Raw genomic sequence first — 24251 nt, forward strand, 5'->3', positions numbered from 1 at the left:
TACGGGGACTTTTGACGAAGGTCAAGCAGAAGCTGAAAAGTAATCACGTAATAGCTGGTAGTCCACACCGAAGAAGTTCGTATGCTTCACTGTTCGTGTGACAGAAGACGCGTTGCTCTACACGGGCACATCCGCGCCCGCCGCCGGGTCGCCCCTCTATGCCGTGCCCGCGTTCCCGGGCACCGGGATGCTGCTGAGCCTGCTGCGCGACGGCCGGCCGCGTACCCGCTCGGAGCTGGCCGGGGTCACCGGGTTGGCCCGCTCGACCGTCACCCAGCGCGTGGACGCCCTGCTGGCCAGCGGTCTGATCGGTCCCGCCGGGGAAGCCGCGTCGACCGGCGGCCGGCCACCGACCACTTTCGCCTTCGTCCCTTCGGCACGCGTCGTACTGGCCGCGGACCTGGGCGCCACCTACGCCCGACTCGCACTGACCGACCTGGCCGGCGAACTGCTCACCGAGACCCGCGCCGACGTGGACATCGCCCAGGGACCGCGGGCCGTGCTGGACTGGGTGGCCGCGAACGGGCGCACACTGCTGGAACGGGTCGGCAGGACCACCGAGGACCTGCTGGGCGTGGGGATCGGGCTCCCGGGTCCGGTGGAGCACACAACGGGCCGGGCGGTGAACCCGCCGATCATGCCCGGTTGGGACGGCTTCGACGTCCCCGGCTACGTGCAGGAGCACTTCGCCGGGCCGGTGCTCGTCGACAACGACGTCAACATCATGGCGCTGGGCGAGCACTTCGCCCGCTGGAGCCAAGCCGGCCACCTGATGTTCGTGAAGGTCGCCACCGGTATCGGCTGCGGCATCATCAGCGAGGGCAGGGTCTACCGCGGCGCCAAGGGCGCCGCGGGCGACCTGGGCCACATCCAGGTGCCGCACGGCGGCGAGGCGCCCTGCAGGTGCGGCAACAGCGGCTGCCTGGAGGCGGTGGCCAGCGGCTCGGCCATCGCGGAGGCGCTCGTCGGGCAGGGTTTCGAGGCGAGCGGCGCGCTGGACGTCGTCGAGCTCGCCCGATCGGGAGCGGTTCCGGCGCTGCACGCCCTGCGCCAGGCCGGACGCGACATCGGGGAGGTACTGGCCGCGTCGGTGAACATGCTCAACCCGTCCATCATCGTCATCGGCGGTTCGCTCGCGCTGGCCGGCGACCACCTGCTGGCCGGGGTGCGCGAAGTGATCTACCAGCGGTCACTGCCGCTGGCCACCGAGGATCTGCGGATCGTGTCCTCGCAGGTGGGAGAGCGGGCCGGGATCATCGGCGCGGCGGTGATGGTCATCGAGAACGGGCTGAGCCCGCAGCGGGTGGAGACCCTGGTCACGAGCGGCTGACCAGGAGAGCCCCACCGCCCCCTTCGCGGCGCTCCTCCCCCGCTCCTTGGTCCCAGCCGTGTCTCTTCGGCGTCAGGCTTTGGTGGCGACGGCGGCGAGGTACTCCCAGTCGCACACCACCGTCCCGTCACTCGTCCGGCTCGCCGATTCCGCGAGAGCGGCCAGGTCCCGGTGGAACGCCCGCGCGCCCGCGTCGTCCAGCCGCTGCGCCACCTTGTACGTCGGCCCGTAGTGGGTGATGAAGAAGTCAGCGAACTGCTCCGGCGAGACGAAGCGCTCGGTGATCATGTGCTTGCCGCACTCCAGGTCGGAGATCCCCGCCCCGAACAGCTCCCGGAGGGTGTCCTCGACCCCCCACCGCGGCGGCGGCTGAGCGCCGGGCGGCGGAGCGGCGTGCCGGCCGACGGTCGCGAGCAGATCGCCCACGAAACCGCTCGGGGTCCAGCTCACGAGGCCGATCCGCCCTCCGGGGACGCAGACCCGTACCAGCTCGTCGGCCGCGCGCTGGTGGTCGGCGGTGAACATCACGCCGATGGCCGACAGTACGTAGTCGAACGTGTTGTCAGCGAACGGCAACTCCTCGGCGTCGGCCTCCCGGAAGTCCACGGGGATACCCTCCGCCTCGGCGCGGCGGCGGGCGACCTCGAGAAGCGAGGGCACGTAGTCGATACCGGTGACATCGCAGAACCGGCGGGCGGCGGCGAGCGCCACATGCCCGGTGCCGGTCGCGACGTCCAGTACCCGCGCCCCCGGCCTCAGGTCGGCGGCGTCGCAGAGCGCATCTGCCAGGGGCACGGTCAACCACGCGATCTTGGCGTAGTCGCCACTGCTCCAGGTCTGCCGCTGCTTCGCCTTGAGCTCCGCCAACAGCGTTGTCTCGGTCATCGTGGTGCTCCCTTCGCGGTGAACAGACGGGTCCTTCGGGAAAGCCGGTACCTTCATGGGGCACCGGCACCCACCGCGGTGCGGTGCGTACCGGTGTCCTGCTGCGCGCCGACCGCGCTACGTCTTTCGCGCGAGGACGCAGACGCTCTTCACACCGAACCGCTCACTGGCGCCGCGGGCCTGCTCCGAGAGGAACTCGTAGGGATTGGTCCGCATCACCTCGACCCGCAGTCCGGCGGCGCTCATGGCGTCCTGGTAGCGGTCCTGCTGGAACGCGCCTCCGATGCAGGACGCCCACAGGTCGACGTTGCCGACGATGCCGTCGGTGAGCATGGTCTCGGTCACGATGTCGGCCAGGACCATGCGGCCGCCCGGCCGCAGCACGCGGGCGGCCTCGCGGAAAACCCGGCCCTTGTCCGGGGCCAGGTTGATCACCCCGTTGGAGATCACCGCGTCGAAGCTCGCGTCGTCGTAGGGCAGCTCCTCGATACGGCCCGGCGTGAACGTGGTGGAGGCGGATCCGGCTTCGGCACGCAGCCGCTCGGCCTTGGCCAGCTGCTGCTCGGTCATGTCGATACCGTGTACGTGCCCCTGCGGCCCCACCTGCACAGCGGCGAAGAAGGCGTCCATCCCGGACCCCGAGCCGAGGTCGAGGACCTGTTCGCCTTCGACCAGTTGGGCCAGGTCGAAGAAGTAGCCGACACCCGCGAAGGACTCGACGGCCTCCAGGGGCACCTGGTCGAGAACCCCGGCGGGGTAGCCGAGCCGGTCGGCGAGGTCCCGGCCCATCTCGAAGTGGTACGCGTCGTGCGGTTTCTCGGCCACGGCCTGGTACATGCCTTTGACCTTGGCGGTCAGTTCGGTGACGTCGATCGGTACGGGAGAGGTCATATCCGGCTCCCTGCCGTGTCAGACCACTTCGAGCGTGGTCCCGATGGGAACAGAGTTGGCGGGCCAGCCGCACGCCGGTGAGGTGTTCCGGACACATCGGCACAGCTCCGCGAGCTGCCCCCCGGTGGCGCTGGGCCTGGGACATCCGCGCCGGCCGTCCTAGGGCTTACGTGTTTGTCCCATGTCAGAGACGTTACGGAGGAAGGCCTGGAGGCCGCATCGGGGTGAGCCACCCAGATCGCCGCACGGCCTACCTACATCAGCCCTCGATGCCCCCTAGTTCACCGGCTTGGCGCGGCAGATCCCGCTGTTCCTCCAGTGGCCCCGCCCCCGGGCGGCCGTCTCACAGCGCTGAAAGACTTTCCGTCCGGAGCGTCCGTCCCGTTCCCCTGCTCAGTCGAGGATCGTCGGGGCGCCCGGAGACCGTGGTACGCGAGCGGCCCGGGAGGGTCTAATGAGCGACTGGCACCGGACCACAATCGGCGATGTTCTGACCTTCCAGCGCGGGTTCGACATAACACGCTCCCAACAACGCCCGGGAAACGTTCCGGTCGTTTCCTCCGGAGGGGTGGCCAGCTACCACGACACCCCCATGGCCACGGGGCCCGGCGTGGTTATTGGACGCAAGGGAACCCTGGGAAAGGTGTTCTACCTGGCGTCTGACTACTGGCCGCACGACACCACGCTCTGGGTAAAGGACTTCAAGGGAAACGACCCCGGGTTCGTGTACTACTTTCTGCGGACCCTGGATCTCTTGGCAATGGACACCGGGTCCTCGCACCCGACATTGAACAGAAACCACGTGCACCCGCTCGCCATACATTGGACCTCACTCAGGAACCAGCAGGCCATCGCCGCTACGCTCGGCGCGCTGGACAAGAAGATCGCCACCAATGACCGGGCGCTGGAGACATCCCGGGAGTTGATGGAAGCCGTATTCCTGGGCGCGGCAAAGGAAACCCGGGAGGTCCGCAGGATCAGCAGTATCGCCGAGTTCCACAACCGGAGGAGAGTCCCCCTCTCCGCTCGGCACAGAAAGACCGTTCAGGGTGTCTACCCGTACTACGGAGCGGCAGGGGCGATCGACTACGTCAACGACTACATCTTTTCCGGCCCGCATCTTCTGGTCGGCGAGGACGGGACGGTGACCGAGGACGGAAGCCGGCCGATGACCCAGTACGTGTGGGGGGATTTCTGGGTCAGTAACCACGCCCATGTGCTTACCGGAACAGAGGTATCCACTGAGCTCCTGGCGGTTGCTGTGCGGACCGGCGATGTCTCCCCACTGGTGACCGGGGCCGCACAGCCGAAGCTGAGCATGCGCAATCTCAGCAGCCTCGAAGTGGCCCTCCCCCCGGCGGACAGCCGGGCCGGGGTGGCGGACTCCTGTAGTGCTCTCTGGGCCGTAGTCCGCTCTCGGACCGCCGAATCCCGCACCCTCGCCGAGCTCCGGGACACCCTCCTGCCGCAACTCATGTCCGGAAAGCTCCGGGTCAAGGATGCGGAGCGCGTCGTGGAGAAGGCTGTATAACCGTCTTCGGGCCGGGCCCCATCGCCGAGTTCGCCCGGGTGGATGGTGCCCGGCGGCGGGCCGCGGTCAGCCGGCGCTCAGGGTGCCGTCCAGCACCAGCGCACCGGTACCCGCCACGGCCAGCAGCACGGCGGCCCCCGCCAGCGCCCAGGCCGCGCTGCGCACGGTGCGCGCGCCGAGTCCGAGGTCGCGCAGGTACCGCAGGCCGCACAGGGCCAGGCAGACACCCATCGCCAGGAACCAGGGCTCGTAGAAGAAGATCTCCCACAGTGCCATGGCGGTACGGTCCAGGTTCTGCCACACGTCGGGGTACTCCAGCCGGACCAGGCCGAACAGGTCCAGGGTCTTGGTGGAGAAACCGATGAGCGCGTGCGCGACCGCGTACACCGCGCCGATGAGCGTGGGGAGCAGGCACAACGGGACCAGAAGCCACGCCGGGATCTGCTCGCCCGGGCGCCACGGGAACCGCCGGGGGATCGCGCGGACCCGCGGCAGCGCCAGGTACAGGCAGGCGAGGCCGCCCACCAGGATCAGCAGCCCGGCCAGGTAGCTGGCCATCGCGAACACGTGCGGACTCTCCAACTGTCCGGGAATGCCGATCGTCCCGCCCGCGGCGTGGTAGAAACGGACGAACACCGCGTAACCCACCGCGAGCCCGAACCCCCACCACCCCGCTCCCCGCCAGGCGTTCCCCGCGCCGCTTCCGTCGCGGGCAGTGAAGAGGGCCCTACCCTGGCTGCGGGCGCTGTAGTGCCCGTAATGAAACACACTCATCACGCCTCCCGAGTCGGTGTGTCACCCACAGACTCGCGGCCGGGCACCGGTCAGGTCCTCCCCCATGCGGGGTGTCCGCTTCCCCCGCAGGAGCCAAAGCCCTCGGCCGTCCCTCAGGAGACGCCTTCCGGCTCCCCCCGTACGACCGAGAGTGCGGTGTCCCGCTGGGCGTCCAGCTCCGCGAGGCGTGCCGTGAGCGCGGCCCGCACGTCGTGGTAGGTGTCGCTGCCCAGGGGCAGCCGCAGCGGCGCGGGTTCCCGGTCAACCGAGTCGATCATCGCCTGCGTCACGCGCGCCGGGTCGTTGGGAAGCTGGAACGTGCCCTCCTCGACCGCCCTGCGCACAGCGCCCGCGGGTCCGGCGTCGTACTCCGACATCACGGGGGCTGTGCCGAGCGCACCGCCGAAACCGGTCGGGGTCGCCCCCGGCTCGGCGATTGTTAGCCCGATGCCGAACGGCGCGATCTCCTGGGCGACGGTCTCGCAGAACCCCTCGATCCCCCACTTCGACGCGTGATAGTAGGAGAAGTTCGGGTAGGCCGCCTGTCCGCCCGCCGTGGAAACCTGCAGGATGCGCCCGTGCCCCTGGTTGCGCAGGTGGGGAAGCACGGCGCGGATCACCCGGATCGAGCCGAGCAGGTTGGTCTCGACGACGCGGTGGATCTGCTCGTCGGTGGCCTCCTCCACGGCGGCGAAGACTCCGAATCCCGCGTTGTTGACAACGACGTCGATGGTGCCGAACACCGCGAACGCCTTGTCCACGACAGCGGATACTTCCTGGGCGTCGTCGACGTCGAGTCGGGCGGCCCAGAGCCGGTCGCCGTGCACGGCCCGCAGGTCGTCCAGCGTCTCCGGCCTGCGCAGGGTCGCGGCCACCCGGTCGCCGCGGGCGAGCGCCTGTTCGGTCAGGAGCCGCCCGAAACCGGACGAGGTGCCGGTGATGAACCATGTCTTGGTCACGTTGCGTCCTTTCGATCGCTGTACCCGTGACGCTACGGATTCGAGTCGACTCGAAGTCAACTGTGTAGGCTGGGCTCCATGACCGTCACCGAGGAGACGCTGAGCATCGGAGAGGTCAGCACCCGCACCGGGCTGTCCACCCACACGCTCCGGTTCTACGAGCAGGAAGGCCTGTTCGTCGATCCGGTCCGGCGCGACAGCGCAGGACGGCGCGTGTTCACTGCCCAGCAGGTCGAGTGGCTCCTGGTCTGTTCCAAGTTCCGCGACACGGGGATGTCCCTGCCCGACATCCGCTATTACGTGGAGCTCGTCCGCCAGGGCGCGGGCAACGAGGAGGAACGGTTCGCGGTGCTCCGGCGGCACGAGGCGAAGGTGCGTCGGCAGGTGGATGAGCTGCAGGACGCCCTCGGCGTGATCGAGGCGAAGGTCGCGCTCTACGCGCGCCGCCTCGCGGCGGATTCGGCCGACGAGCTGTGGCGCAACGGCCCCGAGTGCGCCTGACCCGAACCCGACACTGCTGAGCCGCGCGCCACGGGAACCATTGGTGTCGCCGCTACGCCCCCGGTCATCTCGACTCCGAAGTGGGCTGGCTCCCGCAACACGTGCCGTGCCCCCTCAGTGTCGGCCAGCCGGGCCAGCCCAGCGTGCTGACGATGCGGTGGTCCAGCATGGGGTGCAGCAGGTCCAGGGCGTCGCTTCGCGCGCTCACAGGTCCAGGTCCACCTCGTCGGCCGAACCCGCCCGGGCGTTGCGCTCGACCTCGGCCAGCTCGCCGGAGTCGACCGTCAGACGGTAGTGCCGCCGCGGGTCGAAGTCCTCGACCTGGTCGACACGGTCGCACACGTCCACGAGCTTGCGCAGGAACATCCGTGGGGCGACGCCGACCCGCCCGCCGAGCTCGCCCGCGACCCCATCGCCCAGTTCCATCAGGTAGGTGTCGTCCACGCGGGACCGCACGCGCTGCGGCTGATCGGCCCCTTCGGCGTGCAGCTCGCGCACGGCCGCTCCGAGCCGGTGCAGCTTATCCGGGTCGAACCCGGTGAGGCGGATCTGCGTGGCGCGGAGGTTGTCGTGCGCGGGGTCGGCCAGGAAGTCGGTGGCCAGCCGCTGGGCCAACGGCGGGAGCCGCTGGACGCCCTGCGGCCCGTCGAAGAACGCCGGGGTTCCGGTGATGACCAGGTACAGGCCCGGGAACCGCCCGGAGTCGATCTCGTCGAGGAGCTGGCGCAACGCGTTGAGCGCCTTCTCCCTCGTGTCGGTGCGCGCCCGCTGCAGCGTCTCCAGCTCGTCCAAGACGACGAGCAGCCCCGGGTGGCCGCACCCCTGCAGCAGGGTCAGCAGTCCCTGCAGGGCCGCGAGCGCGCCGAAGTGGTCGAGGTCGCCCTTGATCCCCGCGTAGCGCTTGGCGGCGGCGGAGACATTGGGCTGCCCGCCGAGCCAGGCGATGAGCGCCTCGGCGATCGCGGCTTCGCCCGCCATCTGCGCCCGCTGGTAGCCGCGCAGTGCGGCCGCGAACCCCGGCGTGCTGCGCGCCACCTCGGCCAGGCGGCGCTCCAGCAGCTCGCCGACCGCCTCGGCCAGCGCCTGCTCGTCGGGGCCCTCGGACGATTCGGGAACCTCGCCCGAGTCGAGGACCTCCTCCTCCAGGGTGTAGACCCAGTTGTCGACGATCTCGCGCAGGGCGCTGGGCGGCTGGGTGGCGGTGGCCATCCGCTCGGTGAGCCGCCGGTACACCGCCTCCAGCTTGTGCAGGGGTGTCTCGGTCTCCGAGATCTGGATCTCGGTCACCGCGAAGTTCGCGCGTTTGGCCCGCTCCGCCAGCCAGCGGGCGAAGAACGTCTTTCCGGACCCGTACTCGCCGCGGACCGCCTTGAACCCGGCGCCCCCAGCCGCCGCGTTCGCCAGCTCCCGCTCGACTATGCTCTCGAAGCGCTCCACCCCGACCGCGAACAGGTCCAGTCCCGCCTGGGGGACGGTCCCGCGCCGCAGCGCGTCGATCACGTCGTCGCGCCGGACCGCGCTGGCCTGGGCCATCTCACCTGCCGTCGGTCAGGAACTGCCGCCTGAGCAGTTCGATGTTCAGCTCCACCGCGCGCTCGCCCTCGGGCAGGTCGAGCACCGGGAACCCTTCGATGTTGAGCACCTTCTTGACCATCTTCAGGAAGCGCACCGCCCGGTAGGCCGCCGTGGACTCACCCGCGGCCCCGGCGACGTGCCCGACGGGCAGTCGCGGCCGCGCCCCTCCGGCCATTTCGAGGGCGTCGATGACAGCGGCGATCTTCGCCACGTCGGGGGCCCGGTGCACGTGGGAGCGGCTGAACTCGAAGGTCTCCGTCTCGACGACCTGTGTGCCCAGCGACTTGTCCGCAAACAGGACGGTGTCCTGTGCCGGGGCCCGACGCTTCTTCCCGCCGCCACCCGAGCGGGCGGGAACGGCGTCGGTGGGCGCCTCTGCGCCGGCCGGTGCCGAGGCGCCCTGCGTGGACTCGGCCAGCCGCAGGCTCCACCAGGCGGGTTCGAGCTGGGCGGCGCGCAGCACCGACCATCCCCGCGGTACGGGGTCCCCGGCCGGTAGGAGCGCCAGCACCGGGATGACCATCTCGGCGGCGGAGATCCCGCCGTGGTAGCCCTGCTTGCGGTCGGTGTAGCGGATCCGCTCGTCCCACGGCACGACGATGCGCCCGCTGCCCGCGAGCACCCGGTCGCCGGAGACCTCCACCTCGCCCTCGCCGGGTGTGCCGGTGCGGTAGCGCGCTGACTCCCCGTCGCAGGTCCGCTCGGACTCCCCGCGGTCCCAGACGTGGCCGTGATCAGAGGTCAGCAGTACCGGGCAGCCCGCGCGAGCCGCCGCGTCCAGCAGCATGAGCAGCTTTCCCATCCGCTCCAGCCGCCACTCGGCGTCGGTCTCGCCGCGGTCTTTGTCCAGGGTGTCGTCAACGATGTTGACGACCGCCGCTACCGCCGTGTCCGCGTCGGCGATCGCCTCCAGGACTGTGGGAGGAAGCGACTGGCCTACGGCGGTGTCCAGGTCGCGCTGGTAGAACAAGGCAGCGTTCCTGTTACCGAAGGAGCTTTGGGCCCACAACCGCCTGAAGCCGGCGCGCTCCCTGCTCTGCCCGCCGGTGTCGAGGGTTCCCGACAGCAGCGACGTCCGCGAGCAGGAGGTGATCGAGGGCAGGGTCGCCAGCGCGCCCTCCCGGCGGGCGTCCTCCTCCCGCCCGCGGCCGATCTCGGTGAACCGCCCCTGGGCGGCGATCTGCTCGCCGAGCTGGACGGCGACCTCGGCGCTCATCCCGTCCAGGACCACGATGAGCGGCGCCTGGTGCTCGGCGAGCGGGCGCGCGACGGCATGCAGCAGGTTCTCGGCCCGCAACTGCTTGTCGGTGCGGGAAAACGACCCGGTCCACGCGGCGACGCGCCGGGCGAAGGAGGCGTCGAAGTCGGCACGCAGCTCGCGCACCCGTTCGTACAGCTCGGCGTAGGCCGAGGCGAGGGCGGGCACGTCCACCCGGCAGAACCGGATCGTGGTCACCGCCCGGTCCACCCACGCGGTCGTGCCCATGTGCGCGGCCGCGCCCTCGGAGACGGTGCCGACCTCGGTATGGCCGCCCGCGGCCCAGCGCAACAGTCGCACGGCCGCTGTGGCCGCGGCGGCGTCGTGACCGTCGCGCTCGAACCGGCGGTGCGCCCGCAGTTGCTCCAGGGCCTCCTCGACGTCGTGCAGGTCGCGCGGGATAAGTCCCGGCAGCCCGCCGGCGCGGTCGGGCCGCACCAGCTTGGAGATCTCCTGACCCAGGGAGGCGAAGCGCGCCTGCAACCCGGCCACCAGAACACCGCTGCGCTGTGCGACGGTCTCGGCGCCCAGGGAGCCGAGGATCTGCTCGGCCTGCCCGCTGACCTCGGCCGCCGCCCGGTGTTCGTCGCCGTCCATCATCCGCAGCAGCGCGGCCTCGCAGGCGCTGCCGAAGCGCGAAATATCGTCGTCCTCGTCGGGCGCGTCACTGCCGAAGAAGCGCTCGGTGGCGCGGATGAAGGCGTTGTGGGCGGCGGTGTCGCCCACCGACCGCGCCCGCAGCAGCTCGGCGAAGACCAGCCCGGCCGGCAGCGCGTCGTAGACCTGGCCATTGCCCAACAGCAGGAACACCACACGGGCGACCGGCCCGATGGCGGCCTCCAGCTCGGCCTGCAACCCGTCGCGCTCGTCGTCGCGCAGCTCGCTGAAGCGGCGCACGGCCACATGGTCGCGGGTCCAGTCGAGCAGGGCGGCGGCGTCGATGCGGTCATCCTTGTCCCTGCCGAGCCGCACGGCCGTCACCACGCGCAGCGCCTCCTCCAGCCGGATCACACCGCCGGAGGCGTTCAGCGGGGTGGTGGTGCGGATGTCGCGCAGCGCGTCGGCCAGCCAGCTCCACCGCCGCGAGTACAGCCGGGGGTCGAGCGCGGCGGCATTCAGCTCGCCCAGCAGCAGCTCCCAGCTGTTGACGCGGGTGACGGCGCCGCCGATGAGCCGCCCGAGCAGCGCCGGACCGAACTCCTCGGTCGTGCACGGGGTCAGCAGCACCAGGTGGTCGGCGCCATCGAGAGGGCGGCTGAGCTGGTCGAGCGCGGCGAGCACCGTCGGGACCGCAGCGACGCGCACCCGCAGCTGCCTGCCCTCGTATTCCACGGACAGCTCGTCGGGGCCGTCCCACTCGGGCGCGGCCGCCAGCGCGACAGCGCGGGCGCGCGAGCGCGGCCTGCCCCGGTCGACTCGGTTGTCCTCCTGCTCCAGCGCGCGGACCATGGCACCGGCGACCGCGTCGGCGGTGACCGCCTGCGCCGCGGCGGCGTCGATCGTACTCATAGGGACCTCCCCGGCACGGGGGTGCCTAGGCACTGCTTTCCGAAGGGACGTGGCGCGGAACCCGAGGACCCCACCGGGAACACCAGGCCGAAGCACCACAAAGGCCGCGGCAATAAGGTGCCCAGGCACTCCTTTTCAAAGAGACGCGACGCGAAACCCGAGGACCCCACCGGGAACACCAGACCGGAGCACCACAGAGGTTGCCGGTGGTTCCCGGTGGGTTCCTCGCCGGAGGGCGGGGGGCCGCTCTGCACAACACAACCTCGCCTGCTCATCGAATCACCCGGACAGTGATCTCGACCTCGACCGTGGCGTCGGTGTCGGGGCCGGCACCAAGCTCCGCACGCAGTTCGCCGATGAGCCGGACGGGATCGTCGCCGCCTGACAGCCGGCGGGTGACTTCGGGGGCCGTGCGCTCCGGATCGGGCGGGACGACTTCGGGATCCCGGTCGCCCTTCCGCGCCGGAGGGTCGGGCGGCGTGGGCTCCGGCTCCTTGTACACCAGCAGCGAGAACGCTTCGCGCCCGACCTTCTCCAGCTCGGTGGCGATCCTGCGCTGCTGCTCGTTGTTGCGGGCGGTCTGGCGCAGCCGCCCCAGAAGTTCGGCGGCCTGGTCGGCCTTCTCGCCGCCCGCCTCGACGCGCTCGGCGAGCGCTTCGATGTTCTGCCACTGGGCGGCCGCCAGCGCCTGGGCCACGGCCGACGCCGAGTCCATGCTCTCGCGGTAGATGTGCGGCTCGTGGGGCAGGTCCGCGCGCGCCAGGGTGGTGACCAACTCGGTGTCGTCGGCCAGCCCCCGCATTCGACGCAGCAGGTCGTGGGTGGCCCGCGCGGTCGCCATACGCGGCGCGTCGTCGTCCAGATCGAGCAGCGCGGAGCGCTTGCGCAGCTCGGTCAGCAGCGACTCGGTGGCCGCCTGCCACCGGTTGGCCTGCTCCTTGAGCTGCTCGGCGAGCCGCTGCACGGCCCGCGCGTTGCGCACCGGCTGCCGGTCCAGCTTGAAGATCCCCGCCGCCCGCTCGTTGGCGCGCTCGAAGTCCTCCGCGGAGGGCAGCTCCTGGCGCTTGAGCACGATGTCGCCGTCGAGCTTGCCGAGCCCCACGGCCGTGTAGCGCTTGCCGCCGCGCATCCAGGCGCGGTCGGACTGGATCGCGTAGACCAGCACCAGCAGATCGACGACGTCGTCGGGCAGGCCGCGCCCCTCGGGGAACTCCCGGATCCACTCCTTGAGGTCGCGCACCTTGATCTCTGCGGTGTCGGCCTGGGCCGCGCGCGCGGACTTGTCCAGGGCGTTGGCCCAGTCGTCGCGCAGCACTAGGACCTCGGTCACCTGCGCGATCCCCAGCTCGTGGGCGATGCGGCGCAGGACGGGCAGCTCGGACTTCGCGGGCGGGTCGTAGCGGAGTTTGTGGTCGGCCTTGGCCGCCTCGACCGCCGCCAGGTTGGCCTCCAGGTCGGCGCGGCGCACGGGGGTACGCCCCTCTCCGCCCGAGGAGAAGTCGGGGTGCTCGGGGAACATGTGTGTCAGCAGTTGCCGGCACACGCGCTCCAGGGCCGCCGGGAACTGGCTGCCGGCTTCCGGCCGGATGCTCGCCCCGGGCGGGAACGCCTGGATGTGTCCCTCGATGCGGGCGCCGTAGTCGGTGTCATTGGGCTCGGTCAGCCCGTAGGCGCCGCGCATCAGCCCGCGCAGTTGAGTGTCCAGTTGGGAGCGCTGGTTGTCCAGTTGCCCGGCGGCCTCGCGCCGGTCGTCGGAGCTCCAGTCGGGCGCCTTCTCCTCGATGACGCCGGGCTGCAGCAGGTTCTCGACCATCAGCAGCCGGCGCGCGTCCTCCAGCCGGGCGGGCGCGAGGAAGTTCGGCAGCCACACCACCGTGGCTGGGGCCTCGGCGAACTCCGCCTGCAGCCGGTGGATCCGATCGCGGTCGTCGGCGGGGCTCTTGTCCTCCTCGTCGAAGGGGTAGTCGATGACGACACGCAGCGCGCCGGGGGCATCGGGCACGAACCGCTCGCGCAACAGCCGCTCCTCGGAGCGCACGTTGCCGTAGTCCAGCTCCACGATGCGGCGCGTGCCCCGCCAGACGACGTCGGTGCGGGTGGCGCCGGCGTCGAGCCCCAGCTCCTGCCAGAGCATGCGCTTGAACAGTTGGCTGAGGGCGTGGTCGTTGGCGGCACTGTAGACCTGGCGCAGCAGCGACTCGGTGTCCACCCGCAGCAGGTTGAGCGACACGGTGGGGTTGGTGCTCTGCGCACCCACCCGGACCTCGCCAAACTGGCCGTTGAGGTCACGGAAGAAGTCGGCCACCCGCTGGATGTCCTGGCCGGTGCGGCGGGCGCGGATGATCCCGTGGTTGAGGCCGATGAGGCGGCTGGCGGTGAGGTCCTTGAGCGCGGGCACGTTCGGCGCCAACCCGGACAGCAACAGCGTCTTGACCAGCAGGTCCTCGGCGCGAAACGGGGAGCGGACGTCAAGGTCGGCGGCCTGTGCCTCGTCGAGACCGTGGCGGTTCAGCAGCCACGGCCGCACCTTCTTCCGGTAGAAGGAGCTGACCTTGGCGTACTCGGAGCTGAGGACGTCCTTGAACGGCCGGTCCTCGCCGTCGTCAAGCACGTCGAACACCGCACCTAGCGGAACGAGCTGGCCCACGGGCAGGCTGTCGCGGTGGTTGATCATGAGCTGGCGCATCAGCTTCAACGCGCTGCGCTGGCGTTGCAGGGCGCCAGAAAGGTCCACCATCACGTGCATGAGGGCGGGCGTGAACGGATACAGCGCCCGGAAGTCCTCCCAGGAGTCGGCGTCGCCGCCCTCAGTGTCGAGCAGGGCGTCGCGGACCTCGGGGCGGGCGTTGCGGGTGTTCTCGAACGCGGTCGCGATCTCCGCGGCGGCAGCGTCGTCCTTGGGGCGCAGCAGGCGGTGCCGCACGACCTCGGTGAGGTTGCCGTCCGCCAGGTTGATGTGGCCGAACCGGCCGTCCCAGTACTTCAGCGTCTGGTCGACGCTCTCGGTACCCGAGCCGATCCCAACGAGGTCGCGCAGATCACGCTGGCGCGGGACGAAGCTGATGACCGGCGCGGGCCGGTAGCTCTCGGAGGACTCGATCAGCTTGGCGACCTTCTGCACTTCCTCATTGATTTTCGACTCGTTGCCGATGAAGGCGGTGAAGCGCAGGATCAGCTCGTCGAGCAGCAGGACGACGCCGTCGCAGCCCAGCTCTTCCTTGGCGTGCCGACTGATGATCGACAGCCCTTCGTCCATGGTGACGAAGGCTTCCTTGCTGCCGTGCACGGTGTCGGCGTAGCGCGTGAAGTGGTGCGCCAGCAGCCCGCTGATGAGCTGGAAGCGCAGCCGGGCGGCCTCGCGGTCGGTGGTGCCGGAGGGGACGGCGAACGCCCGGTCCAGCAGCTCGGGGGTCCACGTCTGGGCCGCCGCCCACTGCCCCCACTGCGCCTCCTCGGCGGAGCCGTCACCGGAGAGCTCGGGCAGCCCGGCGATGAACGCCTCGTCGCCGATCGTCGAGCGCAGGTTGGCGGCGTCGGCCAGCAGCCCGTCGGCCCGGTAGACGGGCGGGATAGGAGCGTCGGGGTGCTCGGCGCGGACCTGGCGCACGTAGCCACCGAGGATGGCCGCCTCGATCGACTCGGCCGCCACCAAGTGGCTCTTGACTTGGATGAACCGCTTGCCGTCCAGCCAGCTCTCGTGCTTGTTCACGATGGCGGGCATCCGCGGGATGTCGCGCACGGCCGGGTTGTGCTGCAGGACGGCGTCGAGCACGGCCATGAAGTGACTCTTGCCGGAGCCAAACGAGCCGTTGAGGTATGTGGCGCGCGACTGGTTCTGCGCCAGCGCGCCCTTGACCGTGTCGAGCGCCTCGCCGAAGCAACCCGCAAGCTGGTCGGTGACCACGTACTGGGCGAGCGCATCGCTTTGGCCCTGCTCGGCGGCGCCCTCGGCGAGCTTGAAGACGAAGTCGCCGTCGTGGACTTCCGGCGGGATGTCGATGAGGTCGCTGAGGACGCGCTTGGTGCTGGAGTCGGGGGGAGCGGACATCGTGCGGCGGCACCTTCCGATCACGTGGTCAGGGAGCCTGAAGGAGCAAGCGGGGGTCCCGGTCGTCGGGCGCTCCCCACCCAGACTATGGCGCGCCCCTCGGACAGAACACATCGTCGGAAGCCGCGGCGGTGACCGGCTGTGGCCGGTGGGGCAGGGGTACCTCGTGCCGTTGGACCTGTCTGTGTGGTCACTTTCGGCGCCGAAAGTGACCACACAGACAGGTTCGCCGGTGCCTGACACAGTGGTGAACGTCAGCGGCGGCCGCGTTTGCCCGTGGGTGGACGCCACTCCTCCATGTCGCTGGCGGTGATGCCGGTGGTGTCCTGCAGCGTGGACAGGTCGTCGGCGGCCTGGTCGGCGGGCGTCTCGCCGTACTCGTCGCGCTCGGTGTGCCACTGCCGCACCCACGGCAGCAGTTCGACGATGCCGGCGAGCAGCGGCGTCATCCGGTCGCGCTCCTGGGCCCAACCGTGCTCGTTGACGCGGTTGTGCGCGAGCGTGCCCAGTGCGTCGGCCTGCTGGGCGTGGTCCCACCCGGCCCAGCCGAGCACGAGCGTGGGGTCCTCGTCGGTCTCGGCGCCCGGGTAGGAGACGAACCGCTCCTTGGGCACGTCGAGCTTGCCGCGGTTGGTCCAGTAGGAGTTCTTGCGGAAGTCCGCGGAGGTGTACTTGGGCGGCACGGGGATTTCCAGCCGCTTCTCCTCCTCGCCCTCGGCGAGGTCGGCGTTGAGGGCGTCCTCCTCGCGCTGCTTGTCCCAGACGTACTCCCACTGCCGGCGCTTGGCCATGCCGGAGTCCTTGTAGCGGAGCGCGGCGAGGTGGGGGACGTGCTCGGTCTGCACGATCTCGGCGATGATGGCGGAGAAGTCCTTGTCGGGGTCGTAGAGCGGGGCGACCTCGGCGGCCTCGGGGTAGGTGTCGCGCACCTTGTTCGCCAGGGCGCGCAGGGAGAGCGTGCGCGCACGCTCATCGCCGGACTCGTCGGTCTCGAACCAGAAGCGGCGGTCCTCGCACCGGTCGAGCAGCCAGGACTTCAGGGCGGCCTTCTGCTTCTTCTCCCACGGCTCGGACTGCCAGCGCCGCTTGTACTCGGGACGCTCGATCAGGCCGATGTCCTTGCGGGAGGTGATGAGTTCGATGCGCTTCTCGACGACCGCGCGGTACTCGTCGGGCCAGTGGGAGGGGAGGGAGGTGATGGGGGTGGAGCCGTGGCGGTTGAACCACTCGGTGCTGGCCTCGTCGCCGTCCATTGTGCGGGCGAGGACGATCTCGAAGGCGCGCTCGCCGAGGTTGATCTCCGGGACGGCAGAGGTGTCGGAGATGACGAGTTCGGCGTGCTCATCGTCGGAGATCAGGCCGTAGCGGTGGTAGACGTCCCAGTCCAGTTCTTCCTGGAGCGCGATCATGCGGCGACGCGTGGCGGCGTACTCGTCGCGGGCCTCCTTGAGGCGGTCCCGAGTGGGGGTGTCTGCCTCAGCGACAGCGGAGGGCTCTAGGGAGGAGAGGTGCTGAGCGAGAGTGTCGAGCTCCTCGGCCCGGTCACCGGGAAGTGATTCAGGGAGGGGAAAGTCTTGGAGCTTGGTTCCGGTGAATTCATAAAAACGTTCCCATCCTGAACTGGTAATTCCACCTCCTTCACCGCGGTTCCCTTTATCGTGACACACCTGCTTCAACCAGAAGCAGGAAACCGATGAATTTAGAGTTCCGACAATTGCTACATACTCCTCTTTTCCTACATTTTCTAGCAGTTTGATAACGGGGGCCGACTGAATGAACGCCGATTTATCATGGCGAAGAAAGAAGTGGTTGTGGGTGGCCACAAATGAAAAAGGTATAAGATACTCATTTGAATATCTATTGGGGTGAAATGTAGAGTATTCGTACCATTTTAATCCTTGTTCTTCTTGATTTCCAGAAAGAGCCTTTCGCTCTCTAAGGAGTGATCGGTAGGGCCAAGCGAACTCTCGTTCAGTTTCGAATATCTCTGCTTCGAGGGTTGACGAAGAGTAAGGAAACAAGGAAAGCGTTCCATCTTCTGCTGACCAATCCCTCACATTCTCTCCAGAGAAGATGATTACTGTGTGATCCTGGTGGAAGAAGGGATGGTTTAACTTGGCCCTTCCTAGCATGTATACTTCGTTCTGACGAGTCTGGGCACAGAATCCGACGCTTGAGATCCTCTCTTTCAATAGTTTCGTTGAAGTGCCACTTATTTGCTCGAATGTTTCCATGGCGCCGCCCCCGCGCAAATTCCATGGATATTGTTTGAAACGACCCCAGAAAAAATCTCCTACGCTTACCCATTCAGATTCGTTGTCGATTTTTCTCTGCAGTTGTTCTACAATTGCTCGCCACACTAGGCCTTCAGTAGGATTTTCCGGCTGATTAGGTTCTCCTCTAATTCCCAGTACGGCTCGCACGGATGCTTTGTGTGAGTTCAGCATGTTGCGCCCGAAAAGTACTACGGTGGGAGTTCCGTGGCCGGGAATATGGGCGCCCGACGTATCGATAATGTGAGTCAAGCGAACTTCGTTACGGAAGAACCTTTCGATCAGCTTCTTCCCGAACTCGCGCTTCATGAAAGAATTGGCGGTGATCTGTCCAACGTACCCAGCGCCGACTTTGTCTCCGCCTGCCCTCTTGGCGAGATTGAAGAACCGTTCGGCAAATGGAACTGACAGCGCGTAGGCTCCCGAGCAAGTCCGGTACCTGGCTCGGTAATTATCGTTTTCCTTCTTGTCCTTAACTGTGATATACGGGGGATTCCCTACTACGGCGTGGTAGCTGTGGACGCCAAGAAGGTTGAACTCCTTGTAGTAATCGTAGACATCCTCGGTCGAATAGCGGTGGACTTTATCGGAGGAGTGTACTTCCCCCTTGCGTCCCGGCGCTCCGCGCCCGTGCAACAAGGAGTCTCCGGTCGCCACCACGATCGGCCACTCGGGGTTGCTCTCGGCGAGACGATTGATCCCGCCTTCCTTCATTGCGGCGATCAGCAAGCGGAACCGCGCGATCGCCACTGCGAAAGGGTTCTTGTCGACTCCGTGCACACTGCGCAGTGAGCGGCTGATCAGATCCCACTCAGAGACGCCAGGTTCCGCCTCGCGCCACTTGGTGAGCAATCGATGGAAGGCACCAAGCAGGAAGTGCCCGGAGCCACACGTCGGGTCTATCAGGCGGAATCCCCTGCTCTCCACCTGATAGATCCGGTTTCCATCGAGCCCGAACTCCTCGACTGCGGGCTCCAGCGTGTAGTCGAGGATGAACTCCTCGACGAATTCGGGCGTCTGCAGCAGTGCGAAGTTCTTGCGTGCGGGCTCGGAAAGGTCTTGGTACAGATCGCCGAGGAAGCGGGTGTCCCAGTAGTCGTTGTCGGTGAAGTCATGTACCAGATGGCCGTCGTCGCCGACCTCGCGCCAGAAGCCGATAAGTATCTTCGCCGCCTGGTGGGACGGTGTGATCGTCCACATCGGGTTGTGGTCGCGGTCGAACAGGCCGGCCGTGATGCTGGAGACGCTCATCTGCTCGAAGGTGTGCACCAACCAGTCACGGTCGGTGCGCTCGGGAGCGTCCGGCTCCTTCTCCCGCCACTCCAGGACCCAGGCGTCCTTGAGTTCCTGCGCGATGTCGTACCGGTTGCGCTCGTCTCTCGGCCCGGAGATGAACGGGTGCTCCAGCAGGCCGTTGTCCTCGCAGAACCGAACGAAGACGGTTGCCAGCACCCAGGCGGCCGCGGCCTGCGTGACCCGCTCGTCCCGCCAGGTCTCGTACGTGGCCGCGGTGCGCTCGGCCTCGAACGCCTTGTTGTACTCCCGCCGGAGCGCGTCGTTGAAGCTCTCTTCTTGCCCGTCCGCGTCGAGACCCTTGATGGCGGTGGGATCCTCGCTGCGCTCCCGCAGGTCTTCTTCCAGCAGCTTGACCTGGCGCTGCAGGTCCTTGAGCAACGACGCGTGATCGACCAACTGAGACTCCTGGCGCGAGGGAGGTGTGTGAGGGTTACCCCTCCATTGTCGGGGATCCCGCGCCCGAGGTCACCGGAACGGCTGATCAGACCCACCTGCGGAACGACCGAGGGGCCCGGCATCCGCCGGGCCCGTGCGCGCACTTGCTTGGTTAGAGTCGGCCGTCCTTCACGTCGGCGAGGAACGCGGACCACTCCGCCGCCGAAACCGCCAGGTACCCGGCGTTCCGGTGCTGGGTGTCCCGGACCTTCACCTGCTCTGACGACTCCGCGACCTCCACGCAGTCCTGGTGCCCTCCTCCGCTGTAACTGGACTTGTGCCAGGCTCCGAACTCACCCATCTCCCAGTCCTTCCAAGGTCTTCAGGATCAGCCGCGCGGACTCGTCGGGGGACAGTGCCACTGCTTGAACCGCACCGTAGAGCAGACGAAACCTGCGGACGTCCTCGGGGGTGTCAATGACCTGACCGGAGTGCGCGGACTCGGCATAGACCACATCAGACGCCCCTGGAGGTGAAATGATCTTGAACGGTCCGGCCAAGCCAGCATGCCGACCCTCAACTACCTGCACAGATACACGCTCGCATTCGATCAGGTTGGCTACGTGAGATAGCTGAGCCCTATGCAGGTCATCCGGCCCCATCTTACGAGTGATCACTGAATGATCGATCACTGCCCAATGGATCGGCGCTTGCGATTCTGTGAAACGTTCGACCCGTTCCATGCGGTTCCGGACACTAACGGCGACCTCGTCCCGTGTCATCCATGGCGACAGAGTGGAGACAGCCACCCTCGCGTACTTCTCAGTTTGAAGGAGCGCCGGGAACATCACTGTCTGGGACTCCATGATCGTGATGGCATCCCGTTCGAGCTCCGCCAACTCATCAAGCCAGACAGAACGCCCGCTACCCGTCAGCTCTTCCCATAGACGGACAAGGTGACCGTCCGCTGAGAGCGTCTTGTCCAGTTGGGCGATGATCGGCCCCTTCGGAGTCCGGTATCCGCGTTCAAGATTCGAGAGATGCGAAGAACTGATTTCGAGATCGTTCGCAAGCCTGGCTTGCGTCATGTCTGCCATTTCGCGCAGACGCGCCAGTTCGCGCCCGAATCGGCGCGCCACGTCTTGAGACGTTCCATCCATGCTCTTCATCTGACCAGAGAACTATTCCGCGTACCTCGCTTATCCCCAAAATTTCCCGGTATCCAGTTCGCCATAGATTCCTCACCTGGGCGGCGGCACAGTGAAGGCATAAGAAGACCCCGGCGACGGCCGACACCGTCCCGGGGCTTGGCCACCAGCTAGCTAAGGGAGCTGATGACATGTCCAACCCTATCCCGCGCGCTTTGACGTGGGCGCAGGCGCTGCTCTTCCCGTTCGCCCTGCTGCCCTTCCTGATCATCCGCCCGGCTTCCGCGCTGCCTCCGCAGCGGCGCACCGACCGATCGCGCCCCCGCCCCTACCTCCCCTCCCCCGCTGTCCCGCCGGACTACGACCGGTTCTGCGAGGTCCACACCCGGCACCGGGCCCTGTGGCGACTCACCTACGTGCCCGGCCAACAGGTGCCCTACCAGGCGCATCACCGCTACCTCGACGGCATCGCGCTCGCCGCCGCCGACCTGGACGCGCTCGACTTCGCACTCGCTCACTTCGCACCGCCGCCGCGCACGCGCCCCTACGTCGATGAGCGCGACCGACCCGAGCACCCCAATAACCACGACCACCGCGCGAATCCCTCAAGCTCCGCACCCGCGCGTGCGGAGCATGCCCGCACACTCGGTCTCCGCGAGGTCCGGTGCCTGCACCAGTTGGCCGACGACCTCATGGCGAGCACGCACGGCCGCTGCTACTGGACCTCCGCCGTCCGGGATGCGGCCCTGGAGATCCTGACCCGCATCGCCGCCCTGATCGGCGGGACCTGCGGCCAGCGCGCACCCGGTCCGGCTCGCTCCGCCGAACCGGCCGAGCCAGCGCCGCCGCCCCCCGGCACCCCGCCCAGGCGCCGCCGCTCCTGCGTGCGTCCGGCCGACCACGAGGGCCACCACCTGGACGCCTCCGGCCGCAGTTGGCACAACGCCGAGGAGGGCTCCCGATGACCGCCGCTCCCCGCACCGCGCGTTCCCGCCCCTACCGCCAGCCCGCGACCGTCCACCCCGCCGCCCGGCGGGTGGGCCACCTCTTCCCCGGTGTCACCGCCTGGTACGGCACGCACACCGGAACCTGGTGGGCCATACTGCCCGGCCATTCCCGCCTGCTGGAGGCGCCCACGGCCGAAATCCTCGAACACCGCGTCGCCTCACTGCTCATAGGGCGCGGCCAGTCCGCGCCACCGCCGCCGCGCGCCGTTAAACCGGCCTCGGGAACAGCACCACATGCCCCGCCGGGACCGCCAGGACACCGTTCTGTTTACAGCCCCGTCCGTTTACTCGTTCCTAGGACTGGGTGAGCAACTGGAGGGCGCGGTCGTAGATGGCCTGGACGATGGGGATTGTGTCGATGCGCACGCGTTCGTTGGTGGCGTGTAGGCCCTCGTAGTGTGGCCCGAATCCGGCGGTGGCCGGTATGCCGAGGCGGGCGAGGTAGTTGCCGATATTGGAAGGCCCGGCGATCTTGGCTGCCGGGTCGAAGCCGTGGTGGGCGGCGGCGGTGGTGAGCGCTGTGCGTAGGGGCGCGTCGTGGTTCAGCGCGTAGGGGGGCCAGCGGGTGTGGGCTTCGACCAGTGTCGGCGGAGTCTCGGGCCAGTCGGTGTCGACCTTGGCGACCACATCGGCGATGGTTTGAGCGGCGTGGGCGTCGTCGAATGCGGGGGTGGTGCGGGCGTCAACGCTGAGGGTGCACAGATCCGGCACGGTCGAGAATCCTTGGCCGCCGTCGATCGCGGTCACGGTGAGCTTTCCGGCTGCGAATCCGTCGGCGGGGCCCGGCAGTGGCGCGAGGTTCAGCGCGGTGACAATCTCGGCAGCCTTGGCGATGGCGGAAGGGGTGGGGCGGCTGGCTCCGGAGTGGGAGGCGACGCCGTGGACGTGCAGTCGAGCCCGGTGGACTCCGCGTCCTCCGATGACGATGTGGTTCATGCCGGGGTAGCCGATCATCACTCCGCCGATGTCGGCGGGGGTGTCCGGGGAGTCGAAGTAACGGCGGGCGCCCGCGAATCCGCCGGTGTGCTCGTCGAGGTCGAACAGCACGACCACCTCGCCGCGCAGGGTCTGGGGCTGCTGGAGCAGACGGGCGGCCAGGTGGCAGAAAATCGCGACAGCCACTTTGGAGTCGGCCGCACCGCGTCCCCACAACCAGCCATCCTCCAGGACCGCGCTGGTGGGCGGGTGGTGCCAGGCGTCCTCGTCGCCGAAAGGAGCAGTGTCCAGACAGGCGTCCAGCACCCAGGTCCGTCCGGGCTGGCGGCCCTGGACGCGGGCAGCGACCGCGACCGCGGTATCCGAGGCGTCCCGCAGGACCTGAGGGGCGAGGCCGTGATCGTCCATCCAGCCCATCAGGTGGTCGATTGCCGCGTCGTAGGGGTCGATACCGCCGCGCGTAGGGATGCGCACCAGGTCTTGGGTGAGTGCGACCACAGAGTCGAGATCGGCGTGGGCGCGGGCCGACGCGGCCGCGGGCTCGGGAAGGTTCATGCGGTGTACCGGTCTCGTGTGGTGTCGGCGTTCAACGAACGCAGGACCGTCGGGTTCTCGACCCGAGATGCCGCAGCATACCCCTGGCGTGCGTGGTCCACGAGTCGCATAGCAGCGTTGGGGCCGAGCACGACACCGCAGTCGAACCCGTAGACCGAAATGAATGAGGGCAAGGGTACAACTGCGGTGTGCTCGCAGGCGCAGAAGAACCGTTCGGGCAGATCCGTGTCGATGAGGCCGATGTGCAGCGTTTTCATGCCCAAGGAGCGGTCTTGGGGGTCGCGGATCTCCAGAAGGTGTTCCAGGTGCTCGAACAGGGGCTGGGTGCGGGGTGGGCCGAACAGGAGTCGGTAGTGCACCAGAGAGGGGCGCTGGTGTAGCGCGGTTTCGATCGCTGTGAGGTAGTTCTGGTCGCGCGAGCGTGACCCCGCCACCGCCAGATACTCCTCAGCCGAACTCACCACGTTGATCATGGCGTCTCTCAGCGACTGCGGATCGGTGATGAGCCGTGGGGAGTCACTGGCCTCGATGGGTGATTCGTCTTGGTGGGCGAAGAGAACGTGCACGGGTTCGCCGTAGTAGTGGGCGAGGAGCCTGCGGTAGCGAGAGCTGGTGGTGTGGCGTCCGCGTTCCCAGCCAGACAGCATGCTCGGCGTGACCCCGCTGGCGCCGTCAGGGCTGGCGTGATCGAGATCGGCGCACACCTGTTCCAGGGTGGCACCCCGGTTTGTGCGGGCTTGACGCAAAGGGCTGGAGTGGGGGGCGGGTGGTGTCATGCACCACGTCCTAGGTCAAGGAGTTGTGCCTTCGATGGTGGTCTCTCGGACGATCGGGGTCGATACCAGCTTGTCGCACACCGCCTGCCAGGCCGGGTGGCGGTCCACGAGCGTGTATCCCTGAGGCGCGGTGAAGCTCCCGTCTAACATTTGGTCCAGTTCGTCGGCCGAGAAACCCTCGAATTCCCGTACCCGCCTGATGGGCAACGCATACCCCAATTCTTTGCCGTCGCGGGCGAGGTAGGGCAACACCGTCTCCCCGTTGCCGGGGCGCATCCGCTCGGCGAGCTGGGCGATGTTCTCGGGAGTGTCCTCGATCGCGATGTCCAGGTCGATGACAGCGCACATCCGCGAGTCGGGCGCGGTCAGATAGACGAACCACTGGGTCGGAGCACCGGACAGGTAGCGGCGTCGGAACTCGTGGGTCTTCTCGCCGCGCCACATCAGCTCGTACCACTGGGCGTTAAGCGACATCACCACCCGGACGGTAGGGGCGGACATGTCGAACAACGACTCGTTGTGCACGTGGAAGAACATCCCTTCGGCGCCACGGCGGTCGGCATTGTGAATGAGCCACTCTAGCCCCATTGGCATCGGCGGGGCAGGAGGTTGCCCAACCTGATC

At 68.1% G+C, this 24251-nt stretch carries 18 protein-coding genes; 4 read left to right on the top strand and 14 right to left on the bottom strand.

Annotation, left to right across the window (positions count from 1 at the left end):
• Positions 1–97 precede the first annotated feature (97 nt).
• Entirely contained in the window at positions 98–1330 is a 1233-nt protein-coding gene (locus F4561_RS27590; RefSeq protein ID WP_376773758.1) for an ROK family transcriptional regulator, read from the top strand.
• 72 nt (positions 1331–1402) lie between these two features.
• Here the strand turns inward: F4561_RS27590 and F4561_RS27595 are convergent, their stop codons facing one another.
• Together F4561_RS27595 and F4561_RS27600 are read right to left on the bottom strand one after the other, a co-directional pair.
• A complete protein-coding gene (locus tag F4561_RS27595; RefSeq protein ID WP_184584465.1) occupies positions 1403–2215 on the bottom strand; it encodes a class I SAM-dependent methyltransferase in 813 nt (270 codons plus the stop codon).
• Positions 2216–2332: 117 nt separating this feature from the next.
• On the bottom strand, positions 2333–3106 hold the full coding sequence (locus tag F4561_RS27600) for a methyltransferase domain-containing protein (protein ID WP_184584467.1): 774 nt from the start codon (positions 3104–3106) through the stop codon (positions 2333–2335).
• A 454-nt stretch (positions 3107–3560) separates the two neighbouring features.
• On the opposite strand from F4561_RS27600, the gene F4561_RS27605 reads away from it, so the two are divergent.
• The gene (locus F4561_RS27605; protein WP_184584469.1) at positions 3561–4637 is read left to right on the top strand and encodes a restriction endonuclease subunit S; all 1077 of its coding nucleotides are present in this window, start codon (positions 3561–3563) and stop codon (positions 4635–4637) included.
• A 66-nt stretch (positions 4638–4703) separates the two neighbouring features.
• Here F4561_RS27605 and F4561_RS27610 read toward each other — a convergent pair whose 3' ends face one another.
• Together F4561_RS27610 and F4561_RS27615 are read right to left on the bottom strand one after the other, a co-directional pair.
• Positions 4704–5411, bottom strand: coding sequence for a hypothetical protein (locus F4561_RS27610; protein WP_184584471.1), 708 nt, complete (start codon positions 5409–5411; stop codon positions 4704–4706).
• 113 nt (positions 5412–5524) lie between these two features.
• Positions 5525–6370, bottom strand: a complete 846-nt coding sequence (locus F4561_RS27615; protein WP_184584472.1) for an SDR family oxidoreductase — start codon at positions 6368–6370, stop codon at positions 5525–5527.
• A 78-nt stretch (positions 6371–6448) separates the two neighbouring features.
• Between F4561_RS27615 and F4561_RS27620 the strand changes: the two genes are divergently transcribed.
• Positions 6449–6871 carry a MerR family transcriptional regulator gene (locus tag F4561_RS27620; RefSeq protein WP_184584474.1) on the top strand — a complete coding sequence of 141 codons (423 nt, stop codon included), beginning with the start codon at positions 6449–6451 and terminating at the stop codon, positions 6869–6871.
• 64 nt (positions 6872–6935) lie between these two features.
• Here F4561_RS27620 and F4561_RS27625 read toward each other — a convergent pair whose 3' ends face one another.
• The 7 genes from F4561_RS27625 to F4561_RS27655 all read right to left on the bottom strand — a co-directional run bounded on the left by F4561_RS27625 (position 6936) and on the right by F4561_RS27655 (position 20374).
• Complete coding sequence (locus F4561_RS27625) at positions 6936–7079, bottom strand: hypothetical protein (RefSeq protein ID WP_184584476.1); 144 nt, start codon at positions 7077–7079, stop codon at positions 6936–6938.
• Positions 7076–8404 (bottom strand): BREX system ATP-binding protein BrxD, encoded by a 1329-nt coding sequence (gene brxD / locus F4561_RS27630; RefSeq protein WP_184584478.1) that lies wholly within the window; start codon positions 8402–8404, stop codon positions 7076–7078. Before brxD ends, F4561_RS27625 begins: the two co-directional genes overlap by 4 nt.
• 1 nt (position 8405) lies before the next feature.
• A complete protein-coding gene (gene pglZ / locus F4561_RS27635; RefSeq protein WP_184584481.1) occupies positions 8406–11213 on the bottom strand; it encodes a BREX-2 system phosphatase PglZ in 2808 nt (935 codons plus the stop codon).
• Positions 11214–11484: 271 nt separating this feature from the next.
• Positions 11485–15261, bottom strand: a complete 3777-nt coding sequence (locus F4561_RS27640; protein ID WP_184584483.1) for a DUF6079 family protein — start codon at positions 15259–15261, stop codon at positions 11485–11487.
• Positions 15262–15515: 254 nt separating this feature from the next.
• The gene (gene pglX / locus F4561_RS27645; protein ID WP_184584484.1) at positions 15516–19226 is read right to left on the bottom strand and encodes a BREX-2 system adenine-specific DNA-methyltransferase PglX; all 3711 of its coding nucleotides are present in this window, start codon (positions 19224–19226) and stop codon (positions 15516–15518) included.
• A 151-nt stretch (positions 19227–19377) separates the two neighbouring features.
• A complete protein-coding gene (locus F4561_RS27650; protein WP_184584486.1) occupies positions 19378–19566 on the bottom strand; it encodes a DUF397 domain-containing protein in 189 nt (62 codons plus the stop codon).
• Positions 19559–20374 carry a helix-turn-helix domain-containing protein gene (locus F4561_RS27655; RefSeq protein ID WP_184584488.1) on the bottom strand — a complete coding sequence of 272 codons (816 nt, stop codon included), beginning with the start codon at positions 20372–20374 and terminating at the stop codon, positions 19559–19561. Before F4561_RS27655 ends, F4561_RS27650 begins: the two co-directional genes overlap by 8 nt.
• A 170-nt stretch (positions 20375–20544) precedes the next feature.
• Between F4561_RS27655 and F4561_RS27660 the strand changes: the two genes are divergently transcribed.
• Positions 20545–21318, top strand: a complete 774-nt coding sequence (locus F4561_RS27660) for a hypothetical protein (RefSeq protein ID WP_184584491.1) — start codon at positions 20545–20547, stop codon at positions 21316–21318.
• A 336-nt stretch (positions 21319–21654) separates the two neighbouring features.
• Here F4561_RS27660 and F4561_RS27665 read toward each other — a convergent pair whose 3' ends face one another.
• The 3 genes from F4561_RS27665 to F4561_RS27675 are packed head-to-tail and all read right to left on the bottom strand — an operon-like array spanning position 21655 to position 24221.
• On the bottom strand, positions 21655–22851 hold the full coding sequence (locus tag F4561_RS27665; RefSeq protein WP_184584492.1) for a M20 family metallopeptidase: 1197 nt from the start codon (positions 22849–22851) through the stop codon (positions 21655–21657).
• Positions 22848–23627 (bottom strand): helix-turn-helix domain-containing protein, encoded by a 780-nt coding sequence (locus tag F4561_RS27670; RefSeq protein WP_221446352.1) that lies wholly within the window; start codon positions 23625–23627, stop codon positions 22848–22850. Before F4561_RS27670 ends, F4561_RS27665 begins: the two co-directional genes overlap by 4 nt.
• A gap of 15 nt (positions 23628–23642) precedes the next feature.
• Positions 23643–24221: a hypothetical protein gene (locus F4561_RS27675; RefSeq protein ID WP_246437290.1), complete on the bottom strand. Its 579-nt coding sequence runs from the start codon at positions 24219–24221 to the stop codon at positions 23643–23645.
• Positions 24222–24251: the final 30 nt, after the last annotated feature.

This window comes from Lipingzhangella halophila (assembly GCF_014203805.1).
In the GTDB taxonomy this organism is placed as follows: Bacteria; Actinomycetota; Actinomycetes; order Streptosporangiales; family Streptosporangiaceae; genus Lipingzhangella; species Lipingzhangella halophila.